Below are 15688 nucleotides of genomic sequence, written 5' to 3' on the forward strand. Positions count from 1 at the left end.
AATCGCGATAAAGTTGGTATGTGTTATTTGCTTTTACTCCAGCCGTCATTTCACGGAAAGCTTCCTCGGAGTAGTAACGAAGTAGACTACTTGGATATTATCCTCTTCAGAAAGCTTTTCGGTAAACTCAGCAAACTTTGTTTCATCAACCAGGATAGCAAAGCCATTTTGAGGTAAAATTAGCATTTCAGGTTCATCATTGCTGTTTACTTCTGGTCGTTTTCCAATGGCACCAGATTTAAGCCATAGTAACGGTAATATTTCGCGGAACTGTTGACCTAATGAAACACTGTTTTTATCCAAGAATTCTAGCTTGAAGTATTCAGCGTTTGCAGGAAAGCCTTCACTCATAGGACGCTTAACTTGTGATGTTACAGTTTGATAGAAAGTGAGGTGTAACAAGTGGCAGTGAGTAGAAATGTCACAGTGATTCCGGCAATTAAACGAGTCGGAAATAATAAAACTAGTGAGAGCAAACCCAAAATACGAGTGGCTGCTTACTGTCGTGTTTCAACGGATAGTGAGGAGCAGGCTTCAAGTTATGAAATTCAGATTGAACATTATACAAACTATATTAAGAAAAACAAGGAATGGGAATTGGCAGGGATTTTTGCGGATGATGGTATCACAGGTACAAATACCAAAAAGCGTGAAGAGTTCAACCGCATGATTGAGGAATGTATGTCAGGGAAAATAGACATGATCATTACAAAATCCATCAGCCGATTTGCCAGAAACACGTTAGACTGCCTTAAATACATCCGTCAGTTAAAAGATAAAAACATCGCTGTATTCTTTGAAAAAGAAAATATCAACACCATGGATTCCAAGGGTGAAATTATGCTGACTATTATGGCTTCCCTTGCCCAACAGGAAAGCCAATCCTTAAGTCAGAACGTTAAGCTGGGCATTCAGTATCGATATCAACAAGGTGAAGTCCAGGTCAACCATAAGCGTTTCCTTGGATACACCAAGGATGAAAACAAGCAACTAGTCATCGACCCCGAGGGTGCAGAGGTTGTTAAACGGATTTATAGAGAGTACCTTGAAGGAGCTAGTCTTTTACAAATATCAAGAGGACTAGAAGCAGACGGTATTCTTACAGCGGCAGGCAAAGCCAAATGGAGACCAGAAACACTAAAAAAGATATTGCAGAATGAAAAGTACATCGGTGATGCCCTTCTACAAAAGACATATACGGTTGATTTCCTTTCTAAAAAGCGGGTCAAGAATAACGGCATCGTTCCCCAGTATTATGTAGAAAACAGCCATGAGCCGATTATTCCAAGGGAGCTTTTTATGCAAGTTCAAGAAGAGATGGTTCGAAGAGCAAATCTTCGTGGCCGCAAAGGCGGTAAAAAGCGAGTCTATAGCAGCAAGTATGCTTTATCGAGTATTGTTTACTGCGGACACTGCGGCGATATTTACCGACGGGTACATTGGAATAACAGAGGCTACAAGTCTATTGTTTGGAGATGTGTTAGCCGATTGGAGGAAAAAGGGTCTGAATGCACTGCTCCTACCATAAACGAGGAAACATTGCAGACAGCAGTGGTCAAGGCTATTAACGAGCTTTTGGCTAACAAAGAACCCTTCCTCTCAACCTTGCAGAAAAACATAGCTACTGTATTTAATGAAGAAAATGATAATGCCACCGATGATATTGATGGCAAATTGGAAGAATTACAACAACAGCTTCTTATACAAGCAAAGTCCAAGAATGACTATGAAGATGTGGCTGATGAAATTTACCGCCTTCGAGAATTGAAGCAAAATGCACTTGCAGAGAATGCAGAGCGTGAAGGAAAAAGGCAACGAATCGCTGAAATGACTGATTTCTTAAATGAACAATCCTGCGAGTTGGAGGAATATGATGAGCAATTAGTAAGGCGGCTTATTGAAAAAGTTACGGTATTTGATGATAAGCTCACTGTTGAATTTAAATCAGGTGTTGAAATAGATATTGAGATATAGGATATCAGAAATGGCGACCAAATGAGAGGTGTTACTTCCTTGATTGGTGGCTTTTCTTATTTACGGATTGACTTTGACTGTGAATATACGTATAATAATATCAACAATGTTGTTGATATTATTATTAATAAGGAGTGGACAACATGATTGATGTAAATGAGCTATTGGAAGAAGCTATTAGAGAAACTGAAAATCTAAATGATGGCGAAGTTTTTCTTGTTAAAGATTTATTCAAGGGATATGTGTGGAATAGGATACCCAGAAAGGATCGACTTCTGCTTGGAACGTTATTTTTAAACCATGTTAGCAAAATGAATGGTAATTTAAAGGCTATTGAAAAGACTTCATCTAATCAGCAGAGGTATAAAAAGACAATTGATAAGTTTTAACTATCTTTTGTGAAATTAAAAAAATTATAAATATGTTGAGTAGAAGCAAAAGATTTGGCTTGGAATTTTTACAGCAGTGAATCGATAAAAGGAGCATGCTTGATGGTAGATAATATTATTAAATCAGTAGCAGAGAAATTATCCTCTCTGTCTTATATAGAAGGTATTGTTTTAGGTGGTTCACGTGCAAGGGGCACCCATACAGAGGATTCGGATATAGATATCGGCATCTATTACAATTCAGAATCATTTGACATAAATACTATTAATCAATTCGCTACAAAGCTGGATGATGAGCATAGAAATAACCTTGTTGTACCTCCCGGAGCATGGGGTGATTGGATTAATGGCGGCGGATGGTTAGTCATAAACGGGTATCATGTGGATTTAATTTTACGTGATATTAAACGTGTGGAACAAATAATGAAAGATACAGAGCACGGAATTGTTACTGCCAATTATCAGACTGGGCATCCCCATGGTTATATTAGTGCAATGTATCGAGGAGAATTAGCGATTAGCAAAATACTATATGCTAAGAATGAAAGCTTATGCGAATTAAAAAAACAGGCAGAAACTTATCCCAATGCTTTGCAGAAAAGTTTAGTTAACTTTTTTATGTTTGAAGCAGGGTTCTCTTTAATGTTTGTAAAAGCAAATTCGGGAACAGACGATAAATATTATATTGCGGGTCATGTTTTTCGTATAGTTTCATGTTTAAATCAAGTGTTATTTGCATGTAATAATGCTTATTGTATCAACGAAAAGAAAGCTATAAAACTGCTTGAAACTTTTGAACATAAACCTGAAAAATATACCGAGAAGGTAAATCATATTTTTGAAGTACTCGGTATCTCACTTTTTGAATGCTACGACATGACCGAGAAGCTTTATAATGAAGTGAATGAAATTGTATCGGAGATAAATAACTTTTTAAACGAGGAGAGTTCAGATGAAAGAAAACAAATATGATGATAATATATTTTTTCAAAAATACAGTCAAATGAGTCGCTCGCAGAAAGGACTGGCTGGTGCGGGAGAATGGGAGACTTTGAAAAAGATGCTACCTGATTTTAAGGGTAAGCGTGTGCTTGATTTAGGATGCGGCTATGGATGGCACTGTATATATGCGATGGAAAACGGTGCTTCCTCTGTAGTAGGTGTTGATATTTCTCATAAAATGCTCGAAGTAGCAAAAGGAAAAACCCATTTTCCACAGATTGAATATGAATGCTGTGCCATAGAAGATGTGGATTTCCCAGAGGAGAGCTTTGATGTAATACTAAGTTCGCTTGCGTTTCATTATGTAGCAGACTATGAGAATTTAATAAAAAAGATATATAGGATGCTGAAGGCTGGTGGCAATTTAGTTTTTACAGTTGAACATCCTGTTTTTACTGCTCATGGAACACAAGACTGGTATTATAACGAAAAAGGAGAAATACTGCATTTCCCGGTGGACAATTATTATTATGAGGGCAAACGGACAGCTATGTTTTTGGAAGAAAAGGTTACAAAATATCATAGAACACTGACCACATATCTAAATACACTGCTTTCAAATAGTTTTATAATAAATCAGATTGTGGAGCCACAGCCGCCAGAGAACATGATGGATATTCCGGGGATGGCGGATGAAATGCGACGCCCAATGATGCTGATTGTATCGGCAAAAAAGAAGATGTAATAATATAGAAAAAATAAACGAGGAGTATGTAAATGAGATCAGAAAAAGAAATGATGGATTTAGTACTTTCTTTAGCAGAACAGGATGAACGTATTCGAATTGTGACCCTTGAGGGGTCACGCGCAAATATTAATATACCTAAAGATGAATTTCAGGATTATGATATTACATATTTTGTAAGTGATATAGAACCGTTTATATCTAATGATGACTGGCTTAATCAATTTGGGAATATAATAATGATGCAAAAGCCGGAGGATATGGAATTATTCCCACCTGAAGAAAAGGGATTTTCCTATCTTATGCTATTTGATGATTACAATAAAATTGATCTTACCTTATTGCCCTTGGAAGAGTTAGATAATTACCTAAAGGGCGATAAATTAATAAAGGTTCTAATTGATAAAGATTGTAGAATTAAAAGGGACATAGTTCCGACTGATATAGATTATCATGTAAGAAAGCCAAGCGCAAGGGAGTATGATGATTGCTGCAATGAATTTTGGAATGTAACACCTTATGTTATTAAAGGATTGTGCCGTAAGGAAATTTTATTTGCTATTGATCATTTTAATCAGATTGTTCGCCATGAGCTGCTGAGAATGATATCATGGAAGGTCGGCATCGAAACAGGCTTTAAATTAAGTGTAGGCAAGAACTATAAGTTTATTGAAAGGTATATATCCGAGGATTTGTGGGAGAAACTTTTGTCCACCTACCGGATGGATTCCTATGAAAACATATGGGAAGCATTATTTCTATGCCATCAATTGTTCAGGGCGGTATCCGGTGAGGTGGCGGAAAGGCTTCATTATGCCTATCCGGAGTATGATAGGAATATAACAAAATATACCAGGGACATGTATAAAAAATACACTGGTAAAACCGGCTGCCTGGATAGCACATATGCCGCTGATATAGAAGAGAGGCGGGAACAGTGATTACAGAAATGAAAGCAGGGCACCTGAAAGATATCGATAAACCCAGCGAACCATTTGAGGTGATAGGTAAGATTATACCGAGGTATGAAAACGAGAATTGGACCTTTACAGAATTACTCTATGAAGCGCCATATTTAAAAAGCTACCAAGACGAAGAGGATGAAGAGGATGAGGAGGCAGATTGCCTTGAATATATTGACAATACTGATAAGTGATGTTAGAATATAAATAGTACAAAATAAACATGACCATTTTCGATAAATAGTATATGATAGTCATAGATCAAGGAGGAGAATGGTTATGGCAAAAGGTACAAAATATTCCCAACAGTTTAAAGAGGATGCAGTACAGTATCGCTTGGATCATCCGGAGCTGCCACTTCGCAAAGCTGCGGAGAATCTTGGAGTCAGCGAATCTGCACTGAAAAACTGGATGAAAGCAGCAAAGGAACATAAAGGAGAGGTTCCTACCCTTGGTTCTGGAAATTATGCAAGTGAGGAAGCAAAAGAGATTGCCAGATTGCAGCGTGAATTACGAGATACGAAGGATGCTCTTGAAGTGTTAAAAAAAGCAATCGGTATTCTGGGAAACTGACAAAAGCTCTTTACACGGCTACTTCTGAGTACGTGAAAGAAATCAAATCCCTGCCCGTGAAACGTCAGGTTTCTGTCAGCGGAATACTGAAAAAATTAGGCGTTTCACGTTCGGGTTACAATGCATGGAAGAAACGGGTTCCTTCGGACACGTCTGTTCGCCGTGCAGTTTTAAAAGAAAAAATTCAAAAGATCTACGAGGAATCCCATCAAAACTACGGTGCTCCTAAAATTACTGCAGAATTGCGAAAATCCGGGGAGTATGTTTCCGAAAAAACAGTTGGAAATTATATGCGTCAAATGGGAATCAAAGCCCATTGGGTGAAACCATATATCCAGACAACCATAGATTCTGATTTCAGCCAGAAACTCAAAAATATCCTCAACGAGGAATTCAATCCTGCTCATCCAGATGCTGTCTGGTGTTCAGATATTACTTATATTTGGACATTTGAAGGATTTGTGTATCTTACCAGTGTGATGGATCTGTATTCAAGAAAAATCATTTCCTGGGTGTTGAGTGAGACGCTGGAGGCCTCCCACGTAGTGGAATGTGTTGAAAAAGCAAAACGTGTCAGAAATGTTGAAAAACCGTTGATCTTCCACTGCGACAGAGGATGCCAGTACGTATCGGAAGCATTTCAAAAAGCAACCAAAGGTATGATTCACAGTTATTCAAAGAAAGCATATCCATGGGATAACGCCTGTATAGAATCTTTCCATGCACTTTTGAAGAGAGAATGGATCAACCGGTTTAAAATCTTTAATTATGCACATGCACATAAATTGATTTTTGAATACATCGAAACATTTTACAATACCGTGCGCATTCACAGTCATTGTGGATATTTGTCTCCAAATGAATATGAGGAACAATATCTTGAAAACATCGAGGAGAATGCAATAAAAATAGCAAGTTAAACTTCGCTCAGAACAGAGAAAATTGGTTACATTTAATTTGTACTTTTTCTTGACATAGGACCAAAGATAATATATCTTTACTACCAAGACGATAAATGCGTCGGAAAAGTTAAACTGCGAAAAAATTGGAACCGGTACGCTTATATAGAAGATATCGCCGTATGTAAGGATTTCAGGGGGCAAGGCATAGGCAGCGCGCTTATCAATATATCTATAGAATGGGCAAAGCATAAAAACTTGCATGGACTAATGCTTGAAACCCAGGACAATAACCTTATAGCTTGTAAATTCTATCATAATTGTGGTTTCAAAATCGGCTCCGTCGATACTATGTTATACGCCAACTTTGAAAACAACTTTGAAAAAGCTGTTTTCTGGTATTTAAGGTTTTAGAATGCAAGGAACAGTGAATTGGAGTTCGTCTTGTTATAATTAGCTTCTTGGGGTATCTTTAAATACTGTAGAAAAGAGGAAGGAAATAATAAATGGCTAAAATGAGAATATCACCGGAATTGAAAAAACTGATCGAAAAATACCGCTGCGTAAAAGATACGGAAGGAATGTCTCCTGCTAAGGTATATAAGCTGGTGGGAGAAAATGAAAACCTATATTTAAAAATGACGGACAGCCGGTATAAAGGGACCACCTATGATGTGGAACGGGAAAAGGACATGATGCTATGGCTGGAAGGAAAGCTGCCTGTTCCAAAGGTCCTGCACTTTGAACGGCATGATGGCTGGAGCAATCTGCTCATGAGTGAGGCCGATGGCGTCCTTTGCTCGGAAGAGTATGAAGATGAACAAAGCCCTGAAAAGATTATCGAGCTGTATGCGGAGTGCATCAGGCTCTTTCACTCCATCGACATATCGGATTGTCCCTATACGAATAGCTTAGACAGCCGCTTAGCCGAATTGGATTACTTACTGAATAACGATCTGGCCGATGTGGATTGCGAAAACTGGGAAGAAGACACTCCATTTAAAGATCCGCGCGAGCTGTATGATTTTTTAAAGACGGAAAAGCCCGAAGAGGAACTTGTCTTTTCCCACGGCGACCTGGGAGACAGCAACATCTTTGTGAAAGATGGCAAAGTAAGTGGCTTTATTGATCTTGGGAGAAGCGGCAGGGCGGACAAGTGGTATGACATTGCCTTCTGCGTCCGGTCGATCAGGGAGGATATCGGGGAAGAACAGTATGTCGAGCTATTTTTTGACTTACTGGGGATCAAGCCTGATTGGGAGAAAATAAAATATTATATTTTACTGGATGAATTGTTTTAGTACCTAGATTTAGATGTCTAAAAAGCTTTAACTACAAGCTTTTTAGACATCTAATCTTTTCTGAAGTACATCCGCAACTGTCCATACTCTGATGTTTTATATCTTTTCTAAAAGTTCGCTAGATAGAGTTCTATATTAGAGATGTAAAGAGTTTTGGTGAAGAGGTTTGTGAGTATGGCTTTTATAACCAGGGTGCAATGAGAAGCACTAACAGCAGCTAGCTTAAGAACGCATAGGATATACTTTTTATGGAAGTCACAGAGGAGGAATAAAATTTGAACAGGATTAACAGAGTAACCTCTATTCTTATTCAGCTGCAATCAAAAAAAATAATTCCTGCCAAAGAAATTGCACAGCGATTTAATATAAGCTTAAGGACAGTTTACAGAGATATCCGGACACTTGAAGAAGCCGGAATACCAATTGGATCTGAGGCCGGAAAAGGATATTTTCTTGTAGAGGGCTTCCTACTTCCGCCGGTAATGTTTACAGCGGCGGAAGTGGGTGCATTGATTACAGCAGGGAAATTTTTAAATTGCCATGGAGATGAATCATTTATAAAGGATTTTGATTCAGCTATGTATAAAATCAAATCTATTTTGAAGCATGGTGAAAAAAACTATGCACAGGAGTTGGAGAACAGTATTAACGTGTACAGCACATCTGGACAGAAAAATACATTGGCGGATAACGTTATTGCAGCAATTCAGACTGCAATCTGCAATAAAAGGGTAATATCAATTCAATATCCTGCATCAGGAGGGCAAGAACCGGAAAGCAGAATGATAGAGCCTATATCACTGGGGTTTTATGAACAGAACTGGTACTTAATCGGTTTTGCAGGCTAAGAAATGAATATAGGAATTTTCGTGTGGATCGGATTAAAAGCATTTGCATAGAAGAAGAGCTCTGTCAAAGCCATGATGGCTCTTTGGAACAAATATTAAAACAAATGCTTTCATATAAAAAACTATATAATGTAATTCTTAGAGCTGAAAAAGGGGAGACATACAATTCTATCAAGAACAGGTATTCTCTCGGCTTCCTTGAAGAAACCGATTTGGGAAGTAAAATGGAAATCGAATTCCAGACAGATTCCTTTGAGATATTGAGCAAGCAGCTGATTGAATATGGATCAGGCATTGAAATAGTCCAACCTGATGAATTAAAATGCATAACCCGTAAACACCTGGCACAAATTACGAATCACTGCCTAAACTTGATTTAGAGAAAGCGATTGGTCTGTTATGTATTTTTTGTAAGGTTTCATATCCCCTGCTGACATACAGCTGTCAGTGTATTATGATATTCTACTATCAAAAAGGAGGATTGAAAAATATGAAACCAAAGATAATTATGCACACACAAATTAGCCTTGATGGCCGCATTAAAGGCTTTGATAATCCGGAAGTTTACTACCAGGTTGCCGGGGGAATTCATTCGGATGCGGTGCTGTTTGGGTCCAATACTGTTTTTACTGCATTTGAAAAATATCCTGCTGAAACAGAGGCTGATTTTGAGAAAATCATAACAAGCCCGGAGGACCCCAGACCAATAGGAGTCATACCTGACAGCAGAGGTATCTTGAGAAGTCTTCATTGCTTAAGAAATCTTGGATATCTGAAGGAAATTGTCATTCTGGTATCAACTGCCACTCCGAAGGAATATTTGAATTATTTGGAGGAAAGGCATTACCCATATATTGTGTCAGGAAATGATCATGTGGACTATGAAAAAGCCTTTCAGATCCTGCATGAGCAATATGGGTGTAAATACATGCGGACAGACAGTGGCGGTGGATTAACCAACAAATTATTAGAAAACGGACTTATTGATGAAATCAGTCTTGTGATATCACCATGTTTTGTAGGTAATAAAGAAAAACAACTATTTGATAACCTTCTGTTATCTGAAAAAGTTAATTTGGAATTGCAGGGAACAGAGAATGCAGAACATGGCTGTCTGTCATTGCGCTATGCTGTGAAAAATAAGGATTAGTGCAGCATACTTTAAAAAGTGTCTGTTGGGACAGTGTCCTAAAGGAAGCATAAGCTCATGGCTAGCGGCGGTGTTAAAGTAACGGCACTCGGCCCCAATATATAGTTGATATGCCCCTAAGCCTTTGAGGGCAAGGCGGTCAACCGCGCCTTTTCCGGTCCGCATACAGTCGTTCAATGAGGGTATCAAGCTCGGCAATGCGGCGGTGCTTCTCGGTGGTTCGTTTCTTCGCCGCCGTTTTCGGCTAATTCTAATTGATCCGAACTGTAAGGATAAGCAATTATCCGGGGCTAGTTAAGTATCTTAGAGAGGAAGATAAAGATAAGTAAACCAATTTTAAAGTTGTACCGAATAAAGCCTTCAAGAGGACAACATGCTTTTGAAGGCTTTATTGCTTACAATTACTTGGATTGTAACGCAAAAGCAGGCACCAAATCAATGAAAAATAGCCTATCCAGGCGACTGTTTCAGAAATATGGGCTTCCGCCAAGGGGATACCAGTGGGGTGCGACATCTTTTTTGCCCACTCAAGGCACATTGTGTTTTGGAGAATGAAAAATAATCCGATGTCAGCAACGCATAGGCATTCGTTGCCAGAAGCTGTCCCTCGCTCTGCTTCAAAATTTTCCAGTTTATCAGCTGCTCTTTCTTTACAGAATGTTCTGACATTCCTGCTTTCTTCCGGAACTTTTCAATATCCTGACAAAGTTTCTCTGTTGCTTCCTCTGAAACAGGATAACCCACACAAGTAAGCTCATCCCATGAGATTCTGGCCCCTTCCATTTCCAGTTCTTTTATCTTCTCCGGAAATGCCTGTCTTGATGTACCTGCTACACGGATATAAGTGCCATTATCTTTTCCCTTTGATTTTAGATAATACGGTCTGTTCTTTCCAGCTTCTACTGATACAACAATGACCGTTTTCCCGTCTACTGTCTGTGGCTCAATATCAGGAATGATCTGTGGCACACAGGAATCAGAAACTGCATTGGCAATTCCATCCATCAGCTGAAACAACACATCATTTTCCACACCAACAATCTGGTGTGTTTTATCATCTACTCCAACAATCAGCTTGCCACCTTGTGTATTGGCAAAAGCTACGATTGTCTTCATGTACTTTTCACTTTTATCAGGTAAGGATACCTTGTACTCAATATTTTTCGATTCCCCGGAAAACATAGTATCTTCTACCATTCTTTCACTCCTACTCTATACTCGCACCACTGGTACGAATAATTCTATTTCCAGAGCAATCTTCTCTGGATCATTAACACTATTATACGTTCTATTCTTCTTTTCTATCAAGCAAGAAAACAAAACAGTTCATTTCTTCTTACCATTTTCTTCTGTTCTTTTTTGATGCCAGATAAAGTCTCGTCATCTCATCCATGAAAATAGTTTTGTCCTCATTGGTCATAGTTCCACTGGCAAATAAAGCAGCTACCTGTTCAAGAATCTGCCTTGCCTGTTTAGCACCAGCATATTCACTTGGCTCATCATTACCCAAGCACACGGTTTCATTATCATTCATAAGATAAGAAACCTGACACTGAAATGCATCTGCCAGTTTTTGATATAAACTACTCTGCTTCGGATATCGTCCTTCAACTTCCCAAGATCGAATTGTTCTATGAGAAACGCCCACCATATCACCCAGCTTTTGTTGAGTCATTTTTTTCTCTTTTCGCAACTTCCTAATTTTATCACCAAATGTTGTCATAAGTATACATCTTTCTCCTATGAGTTTTGTACATGCTTTATTTTTCTAACCACAATAAAAGTATATCATTATGCAAATAAAAAGAGAACCCGACATCACAAGCAAATTTGATGATGCGGGTTCCCTTCCCTCTTTATAGATCAATACCTTTTATTTTTTCATCTTATGATCCGATGGCAATCTCACTTCTTAATGACAACTGTGGCTTCCACATCCATGCTCGCCACATGTATGTCCTTCCCCGTTGTTGTGCTCGTGATGAGAACATTTCACATCCGGATTATACTCAAGTGTTTCATTGATAAAAGCTTCTACTGCTTCATCCGCATCTCCGGAAACTCCTCCGAAAAGCTTGATGCCTGCTGCCGCTAACGCTGTCTGTGCGCCGCCTCCAATTCCGCCACAAATCAAAACGTCTGCATTCAATGCATTAAGAACTCCTGCCAATGCGCCATGTCCACTTCCATTCGTATCTACTACTTCTGAATGTACTACTTTTCCTTCCTCTACATCGTAAATCTTAAATGTCTCTGTGTGTCCAAAGTGCTGGAAAATCTGTCCATTTTCATATGTTACTGCTATTCTCATGATACCTTCTCCTTTTTCTGCTGCATATTTTTTGTAAATTTCCTGTTTGTAACATCCTCCAAAGCTGCAGTTGCCGCTCTGACCGTCACAGATTCTGAAATCTCCGCCCTCAATTTTGAGTGGATGCCCGTCGATAAGTGCATCTGCGATCTTTTTCCTGGCGATCTCGTAAATTCGCTGGACCGTTGTTCTTGCGACTTGCATAGATGCTGCACACTGCTCCTGACTGTAACCTTTCTTGTCCAAAAGACGGATTGTCTCGTACTCATCTACCGTTAGAACAATGGGTGTTTTTTTCTCAGTATCATCTGCCGGAAGAAATTCTAAAACATTGGGGAAATGACAGACTTTTCTGCATTTTACTGGTCTCGGCATAAACTGCTCCTTTCTCGCTTTTCTTATATAATAGCCCTATAAAAGGCATATGTCAATAATGTTTTTGACATATGCCTTTTATGAATCACCTTATAGTATTACTTCTTTTCATTATTTTTTAATTTACAGATACCCTGCGTCATTGTTCCCATTGGACAAAATGTACACCAGGTTCGTGGCTTATATAACACCATTACGATCAACCCTAACAACAAAGATGTAAGCATCAAACTATAAAATCCAAAACTAAACTGTGCCACCCAATCAGCTACTGTTCCGGCAGTGTATGTCCATCCCCACGGAACACGGAAGGTCCAGAATAATTTGATGGCTTCACGCAAGGATGATGATCCGGCACCAACTAAATATGTCTGAAACACCATATTCCCAAACATTGTAAGGAAAAATATCAAAAAGCCGTATCGGAACCATTTTGAACTCATCCATCGCGGGGTTGGTTTATTTCTTGAGCATTTTAAATCCCCACCGAGCTTACTAAAAAGCTGGCCACGTCCACACAAATGATTACAGAAAAATTTATTTTCACCGAATATCGCTATTCCTAACGGCAACAGGAAATCAATCATCCCAAACCAAGCAAACAAAATATTAAAAAAACCGAGAGCAAAATAAAGGATCGCCCATATCCATAAATAATCATACCAATGTTTCTTTTTCTTCACATCGCTGTCCTCTCTTTCATTTCAATACAACCTGCCGGACAGGACTTTGCACATTTTCCACATCCTACACACACTGTTTCTTCTACCACAGCATAACATCCATGGTAAACTTTGACAGCTGCCAGCGGACAAGTATTTTCACATACTCCGCAGGCAACACATCTTTTTTTATCGACACTTGCCATTCTTTTTGCCAATGCTTTGTTCCCCTTTCAAATTTTGTATCTCTATTGTACCTGAAAAAGGTAAATCCTTCTGTGATATTATTACATAAGAATTTACCTTGAACGCTAATCATTACAATGACATATTTTTATTATACATTACCTTTATATTTATATATGATGTTTAGAATTTCCTCAGTTGTTCGAATAATTTCTTTTTGTTTTTCTTTCATTGTTATAGATTTGCTTTCTTCTTCAGCTAACGAAGAGTAAAGGTGAATGGTATTAGCATGATTCCATATCTCATCGTAAATTTTCTCGATTTCATCAGCACTCCGAAATGCCTGGTCTGTTTGCATTTGCAAGTGTTCTCGTTGCTCTTCCAGATGATTCATCCGTTCTTGTAACTGATCCCTTTCTTTCTGCAATCGATCATGTTGTGCTTGCAGTTGATCTATTTGTATTTTAATTTCGCTCATCTTTTCTTTCTGTCTCCGCATAAGCATCATCAAATATACAACTACAAATACAAATAATAGTATTATGTACAGCATAAACTTCTCCTCACGACACATATATTTCGACGGTTTTCCGCAAATCAACTATTGATAATGGCATAGAAAGAACAGTTAGTTTTCCTGAATTCTTTTTAATTTCAACAGCATCAGGATTGCCTGTGATTAAAATTACAGGTGTTGTCCTGTCCGCACGCCATGGCTGATTCGGTTGGCTCGTCATATCTTCGGTAACAATCCAAAGATCCGGCTTATGTCTGCCTAATCTTGTTTTAGCACTTTCCGGTGTGTAAAACAGCATGATCTGATCTGAAATAAATTGCAATGTTTCTTTTAATCCTTTTGCATAACGTTCACTGCCACAGACCAGTGCAATAATAGAAGCAGCTTTCTTTTTTTGTGTTACCTGAATAAAATCCAAAACTGGTGTATTATAGAGACTAAAGTCTTTTTCCAAATGAACTTTATCATAATAACTCTTTGCTGCCTTGCACATCCTCAGACAAAACTGTTCTATGTCTATACGAATATCGTTTCCGTTCTCCTGTATGTTCATACTTTCCAACTGACAAACTGACATTCCACAGTTTAGTCCAAGATGAAAGCGTATATTATTTTCATCATTCAAAAATCCTTTATTTTGATGAAGATATTCACATCGAAGCTGCCAACAGCGTTCTCCGCAAATATATGGCTTTTCATCGGATTGAGATAGTTTAAAGTAGTCCCCTGCATATTCATCAAACCAGCGAATATACTGGGTTCCCACATCACGGGTCGGATTCTTTTGCCGATCCAGCATAACCCGGCCATCTCGATAATGTTTAACAATTTCCGGGAAAGCAATACCTCCGCAAATATCTGGCAAAGTCAATGCCAATGCCAGTGCAGACTGCCATCGTCTATCTACAATATTCAGTTCTACTTCTTCAATTCGGTCCAAAAATGTAAAACTGACATCTCCCTGCATTATTTATCCCTCCCTCATATTCACAACAGTCATGTACTATAGTCAGTATATTTTTATTTATGGCATATGTCAATTATATAATTGACGCATCTAAAAAAAGTAAGTATACTATGTTCGTAAAGGAGATAACTGTTATGAGCTTCGAAAATTATTTTCCACTATGGAATGACTTAAATACAGCACAGAAAAAAGTAATTTCAGACAATTTGATTACACGGGATGTAAAAAAAGGAACGATCATTCACAACGGAAACCTGGATTGTACTGGATTATTACTGGTTAAATCCGGGCAGCTTCGAACTTACATACTTTCAGATGAAGGACGAGAAATTACACTTTACCGCCTGTTCGATATGGATATGTGTCTTTTATCCGCCTCATGTATCATGCAGTCCATTCAATTTGAAGTAACCATTGAAGCAGAAAAAGATACTGATCTTTGGATCATCCCTGCTGAAATCTATAAGGACATCATGAAGGAATCGGCTCCCGTCGCAAACTATACCAATGAATTAATGGCTAGCCGTTTTTCTGATGTCATGTGGCTGATTGAACAGATCATGTGGAAGAGTTTGGATAAGCGTGTTGCTTCATTTCTTTTAGAAGAGACCTCTATCGAAGGAACAAATGAACTGAAAATCACTCACGAAACTATCGCAAACCATCTTGGTTCCCACAGGGAAGTGATCACTCGAATGCTTCGATACTTTCAGGGCGATGGTCTCGTCAAACTCTCACGCGGCAAAATCACCATCCTTGATTCGAAAAGACTGGAAACACTACAAAGATCATAAAACTGTTTTTCTATGACATCTAAAGAATCCTCCATTTATCAGAATTGTGAAAGTCATTCTAATAAATGGGGGATCTTTTTACGCTACAAGTAA

General features: G+C 38.5%; 18 protein-coding genes and 3 pseudogenes. 13 read left to right on the forward strand and 8 right to left on the reverse strand.

The genetic code is table 11. The features are described from left to right. Window positions 1-45: 45 nt before the first annotated feature. Entirely contained in the window at window positions 46-351 is a 306-nt protein-coding gene (locus ACQRBH_RS13175; protein WP_427762035.1) for a hypothetical protein, read from the reverse strand. A gap of 51 nt (window positions 352-402) precedes the next feature. Here ACQRBH_RS13175 and ACQRBH_RS13180 point away from each other — a divergent pair, with 51 nt between their 5' ends. The 12 genes and pseudogenes from ACQRBH_RS13180 to ACQRBH_RS13235 all read left to right on the forward strand — a co-directional run bounded on the left by ACQRBH_RS13180 (window position 403) and on the right by ACQRBH_RS13235 (window position 9783). Then, window positions 403-1974, forward strand: a complete 1572-nt coding sequence (locus ACQRBH_RS13180; RefSeq protein WP_033860794.1) for a recombinase family protein — start codon at window positions 403-405, stop codon at window positions 1972-1974. A gap of 143 nt (window positions 1975-2117) precedes the next feature. Next, entirely contained in the window at window positions 2118-2363 is a 246-nt protein-coding gene (locus ACQRBH_RS13185; RefSeq protein ID WP_000567889.1) for a single-stranded DNA-binding protein, read from the forward strand. Window positions 2364-2465: 102 nt separating this feature from the next. Continuing rightward, window positions 2466-3335 carry a nucleotidyltransferase domain-containing protein gene (locus ACQRBH_RS13190; RefSeq protein ID WP_000228166.1) on the forward strand — a complete coding sequence of 290 codons (870 nt, stop codon included), beginning with the start codon at window positions 2466-2468 and terminating at the stop codon, window positions 3333-3335. Next, a complete protein-coding gene (locus tag ACQRBH_RS13195; protein WP_000662263.1) occupies window positions 3316-4050 on the forward strand; it encodes a class I SAM-dependent methyltransferase in 735 nt (244 codons plus the stop codon). The genes ACQRBH_RS13190 and ACQRBH_RS13195 overlap by 20 nt, the downstream gene beginning before the upstream one ends. Window positions 4051-4082: 32 nt before the next feature. Beyond that, on the forward strand, window positions 4083-4991 hold the full coding sequence (locus ACQRBH_RS13200; RefSeq protein ID WP_001255866.1) for an aminoglycoside nucleotidyltransferase ANT(6)-Ia: 909 nt from the start codon (window positions 4083-4085) through the stop codon (window positions 4989-4991). Further along, window positions 4988-5203 (forward strand): annotated as a pseudogene (locus ACQRBH_RS13205) (GNAT family N-acetyltransferase); the annotation flags it as partial. The gene ACQRBH_RS13200 and the pseudogene ACQRBH_RS13205, both read left to right, overlap by 4 nt. An 88-nt stretch (window positions 5204-5291) precedes the next feature. After that, window positions 5292-5585 (forward strand): transposase, encoded by a 294-nt coding sequence (locus ACQRBH_RS13210; protein ID WP_054338186.1) that lies wholly within the window; start codon window positions 5292-5294, stop codon window positions 5583-5585. Window positions 5586-5617: 32 nt separating this feature from the next. Continuing rightward, window positions 5618-6505 carry an IS3 family transposase gene (locus ACQRBH_RS13215; RefSeq protein WP_101874742.1) on the forward strand — a complete coding sequence of 296 codons (888 nt, stop codon included), beginning with the start codon at window positions 5618-5620 and terminating at the stop codon, window positions 6503-6505. A 57-nt stretch (window positions 6506-6562) separates the two neighbouring features. Further along, window positions 6563-6898, forward strand: a pseudogene (locus ACQRBH_RS13220) (GNAT family N-acetyltransferase); the annotation flags it as partial. Window positions 6899-6990: 92 nt separating this feature from the next. After that, window positions 6991-7785 (forward strand): aminoglycoside O-phosphotransferase APH(3')-IIIa, encoded by a 795-nt coding sequence (gene aph(3')-IIIa / locus ACQRBH_RS13225; RefSeq protein ID WP_001096887.1) that lies wholly within the window; start codon window positions 6991-6993, stop codon window positions 7783-7785. 275 nt (window positions 7786-8060) lie between these two features. Next, window positions 8061-9013: pseudogene (locus tag ACQRBH_RS13230) on the forward strand (helix-turn-helix transcriptional regulator). A gap of 110 nt (window positions 9014-9123) precedes the next feature. Continuing rightward, window positions 9124-9783, forward strand: a complete 660-nt coding sequence (locus tag ACQRBH_RS13235) for a dihydrofolate reductase family protein (RefSeq protein ID WP_000802831.1) — start codon at window positions 9124-9126, stop codon at window positions 9781-9783. 450 nt (window positions 9784-10233) lie between these two features. On the opposite strand, the gene ACQRBH_RS13240 is transcribed toward ACQRBH_RS13235, so the two are convergent. From ACQRBH_RS13240 to ACQRBH_RS13270, 7 genes are all read right to left on the reverse strand, one after another. Further along, window positions 10234-10980 (reverse strand): AlbA family DNA-binding domain-containing protein, encoded by a 747-nt coding sequence (locus ACQRBH_RS13240; RefSeq protein ID WP_236877374.1) that lies wholly within the window; start codon window positions 10978-10980, stop codon window positions 10234-10236. Between the two features lie 139 nt (window positions 10981-11119). After that, a complete protein-coding gene (locus ACQRBH_RS13245; protein ID WP_044924454.1) occupies window positions 11120-11506 on the reverse strand; it encodes a helix-turn-helix domain-containing protein in 387 nt (128 codons plus the stop codon). Window positions 11507-11695: 189 nt separating this feature from the next. Next, window positions 11696-12469 (reverse strand): NifB/NifX family molybdenum-iron cluster-binding protein, encoded by a 774-nt coding sequence (locus ACQRBH_RS13250; protein ID WP_055195155.1) that lies wholly within the window; start codon window positions 12467-12469, stop codon window positions 11696-11698. A 98-nt stretch (window positions 12470-12567) separates the two neighbouring features. Next, complete coding sequence (locus tag ACQRBH_RS13255; protein WP_055195153.1) at window positions 12568-13152, reverse strand: 4Fe-4S binding protein; 585 nt, start codon at window positions 13150-13152, stop codon at window positions 12568-12570. Further along, the gene (locus ACQRBH_RS13260; protein ID WP_222891075.1) at window positions 13149-13349 is read right to left on the reverse strand and encodes a 4Fe-4S binding protein; all 201 of its coding nucleotides are present in this window, start codon (window positions 13347-13349) and stop codon (window positions 13149-13151) included. Before ACQRBH_RS13260 ends, ACQRBH_RS13255 begins: the two co-directional genes overlap by 4 nt. Window positions 13350-13468: 119 nt before the next feature. Continuing rightward, on the reverse strand, window positions 13469-13795 hold the full coding sequence (locus tag ACQRBH_RS13265) for a hypothetical protein (protein ID WP_222891074.1): 327 nt from the start codon (window positions 13793-13795) through the stop codon (window positions 13469-13471). A gap of 85 nt (window positions 13796-13880) precedes the next feature. After that, on the reverse strand, window positions 13881-14801 hold the full coding sequence (locus ACQRBH_RS13270; RefSeq protein WP_028086467.1) for a hypothetical protein: 921 nt from the start codon (window positions 14799-14801) through the stop codon (window positions 13881-13883). A 110-nt stretch (window positions 14802-14911) separates the two neighbouring features. On the opposite strand from ACQRBH_RS13270, the gene ACQRBH_RS13275 reads away from it, so the two are divergent. Beyond that, entirely contained in the window at window positions 14912-15595 is a 684-nt protein-coding gene (locus tag ACQRBH_RS13275) for a Crp/Fnr family transcriptional regulator (RefSeq protein WP_044924472.1), read from the forward strand. Window positions 15596-15688: the final 93 nt, after the last annotated feature.

The sequence above is a fragment of the Bariatricus sp. SGI.161 genome (assembly GCF_050313695.1).
GTDB lineage: Bacteria > Bacillota > Clostridia > Lachnospirales > Lachnospiraceae > JAFBIX01.

Coding starts and splice junctions, on each gene's coding strand:
- ACQRBH_RS13175 (WP_427762035.1), bottom strand. CDS start 351: ATGAGTGAAGGCTTTCCTGCAAACGCTGAATACTTCAAGCTAGAATTC.
- ACQRBH_RS13185 (WP_000567889.1), top strand. CDS start 2,118: ATGATTGATGTAAATGAGCTATTGGAAGAAGCTATTAGAGAAACTGAA.
- ACQRBH_RS13195 (WP_000662263.1), top strand. CDS start 3,316: ATGAAAGAAAACAAATATGATGATAATATATTTTTTCAAAAATACAGT.
- ACQRBH_RS13190 (WP_000228166.1), top strand. CDS start 2,466: ATGGTAGATAATATTATTAAATCAGTAGCAGAGAAATTATCCTCTCTG.
- ACQRBH_RS13235 (WP_000802831.1), top strand. CDS start 9,124: ATGAAACCAAAGATAATTATGCACACACAAATTAGCCTTGATGGCCGC.
- ACQRBH_RS13250 (WP_055195155.1), bottom strand. CDS start 12,469: ATGCCGAGACCAGTAAAATGCAGAAAAGTCTGTCATTTCCCCAATGTT.
- ACQRBH_RS13265 (WP_222891074.1), bottom strand. CDS start 13,795: ATGAGCGAAATTAAAATACAAATAGATCAACTGCAAGCACAACATGAT.
- ACQRBH_RS13245 (WP_044924454.1), bottom strand. CDS start 11,506: ATGACAACATTTGGTGATAAAATTAGGAAGTTGCGAAAAGAGAAAAAA.
- ACQRBH_RS13275 (WP_044924472.1), top strand. CDS start 14,912: ATGTTCGTAAAGGAGATAACTGTTATGAGCTTCGAAAATTATTTTCCA.
- ACQRBH_RS13240 (WP_236877374.1), bottom strand. CDS start 10,980: ATGGTAGAAGATACTATGTTTTCCGGGGAATCGAAAAATATTGAGTAC.
- ACQRBH_RS13270 (WP_028086467.1), bottom strand. CDS start 14,801: ATGCAGGGAGATGTCAGTTTTACATTTTTGGACCGAATTGAAGAAGTA.
- ACQRBH_RS13210 (WP_054338186.1), top strand. CDS start 5,292: ATGGCAAAAGGTACAAAATATTCCCAACAGTTTAAAGAGGATGCAGTA.
- ACQRBH_RS13200 (WP_001255866.1), top strand. CDS start 4,083: ATGAGATCAGAAAAAGAAATGATGGATTTAGTACTTTCTTTAGCAGAA.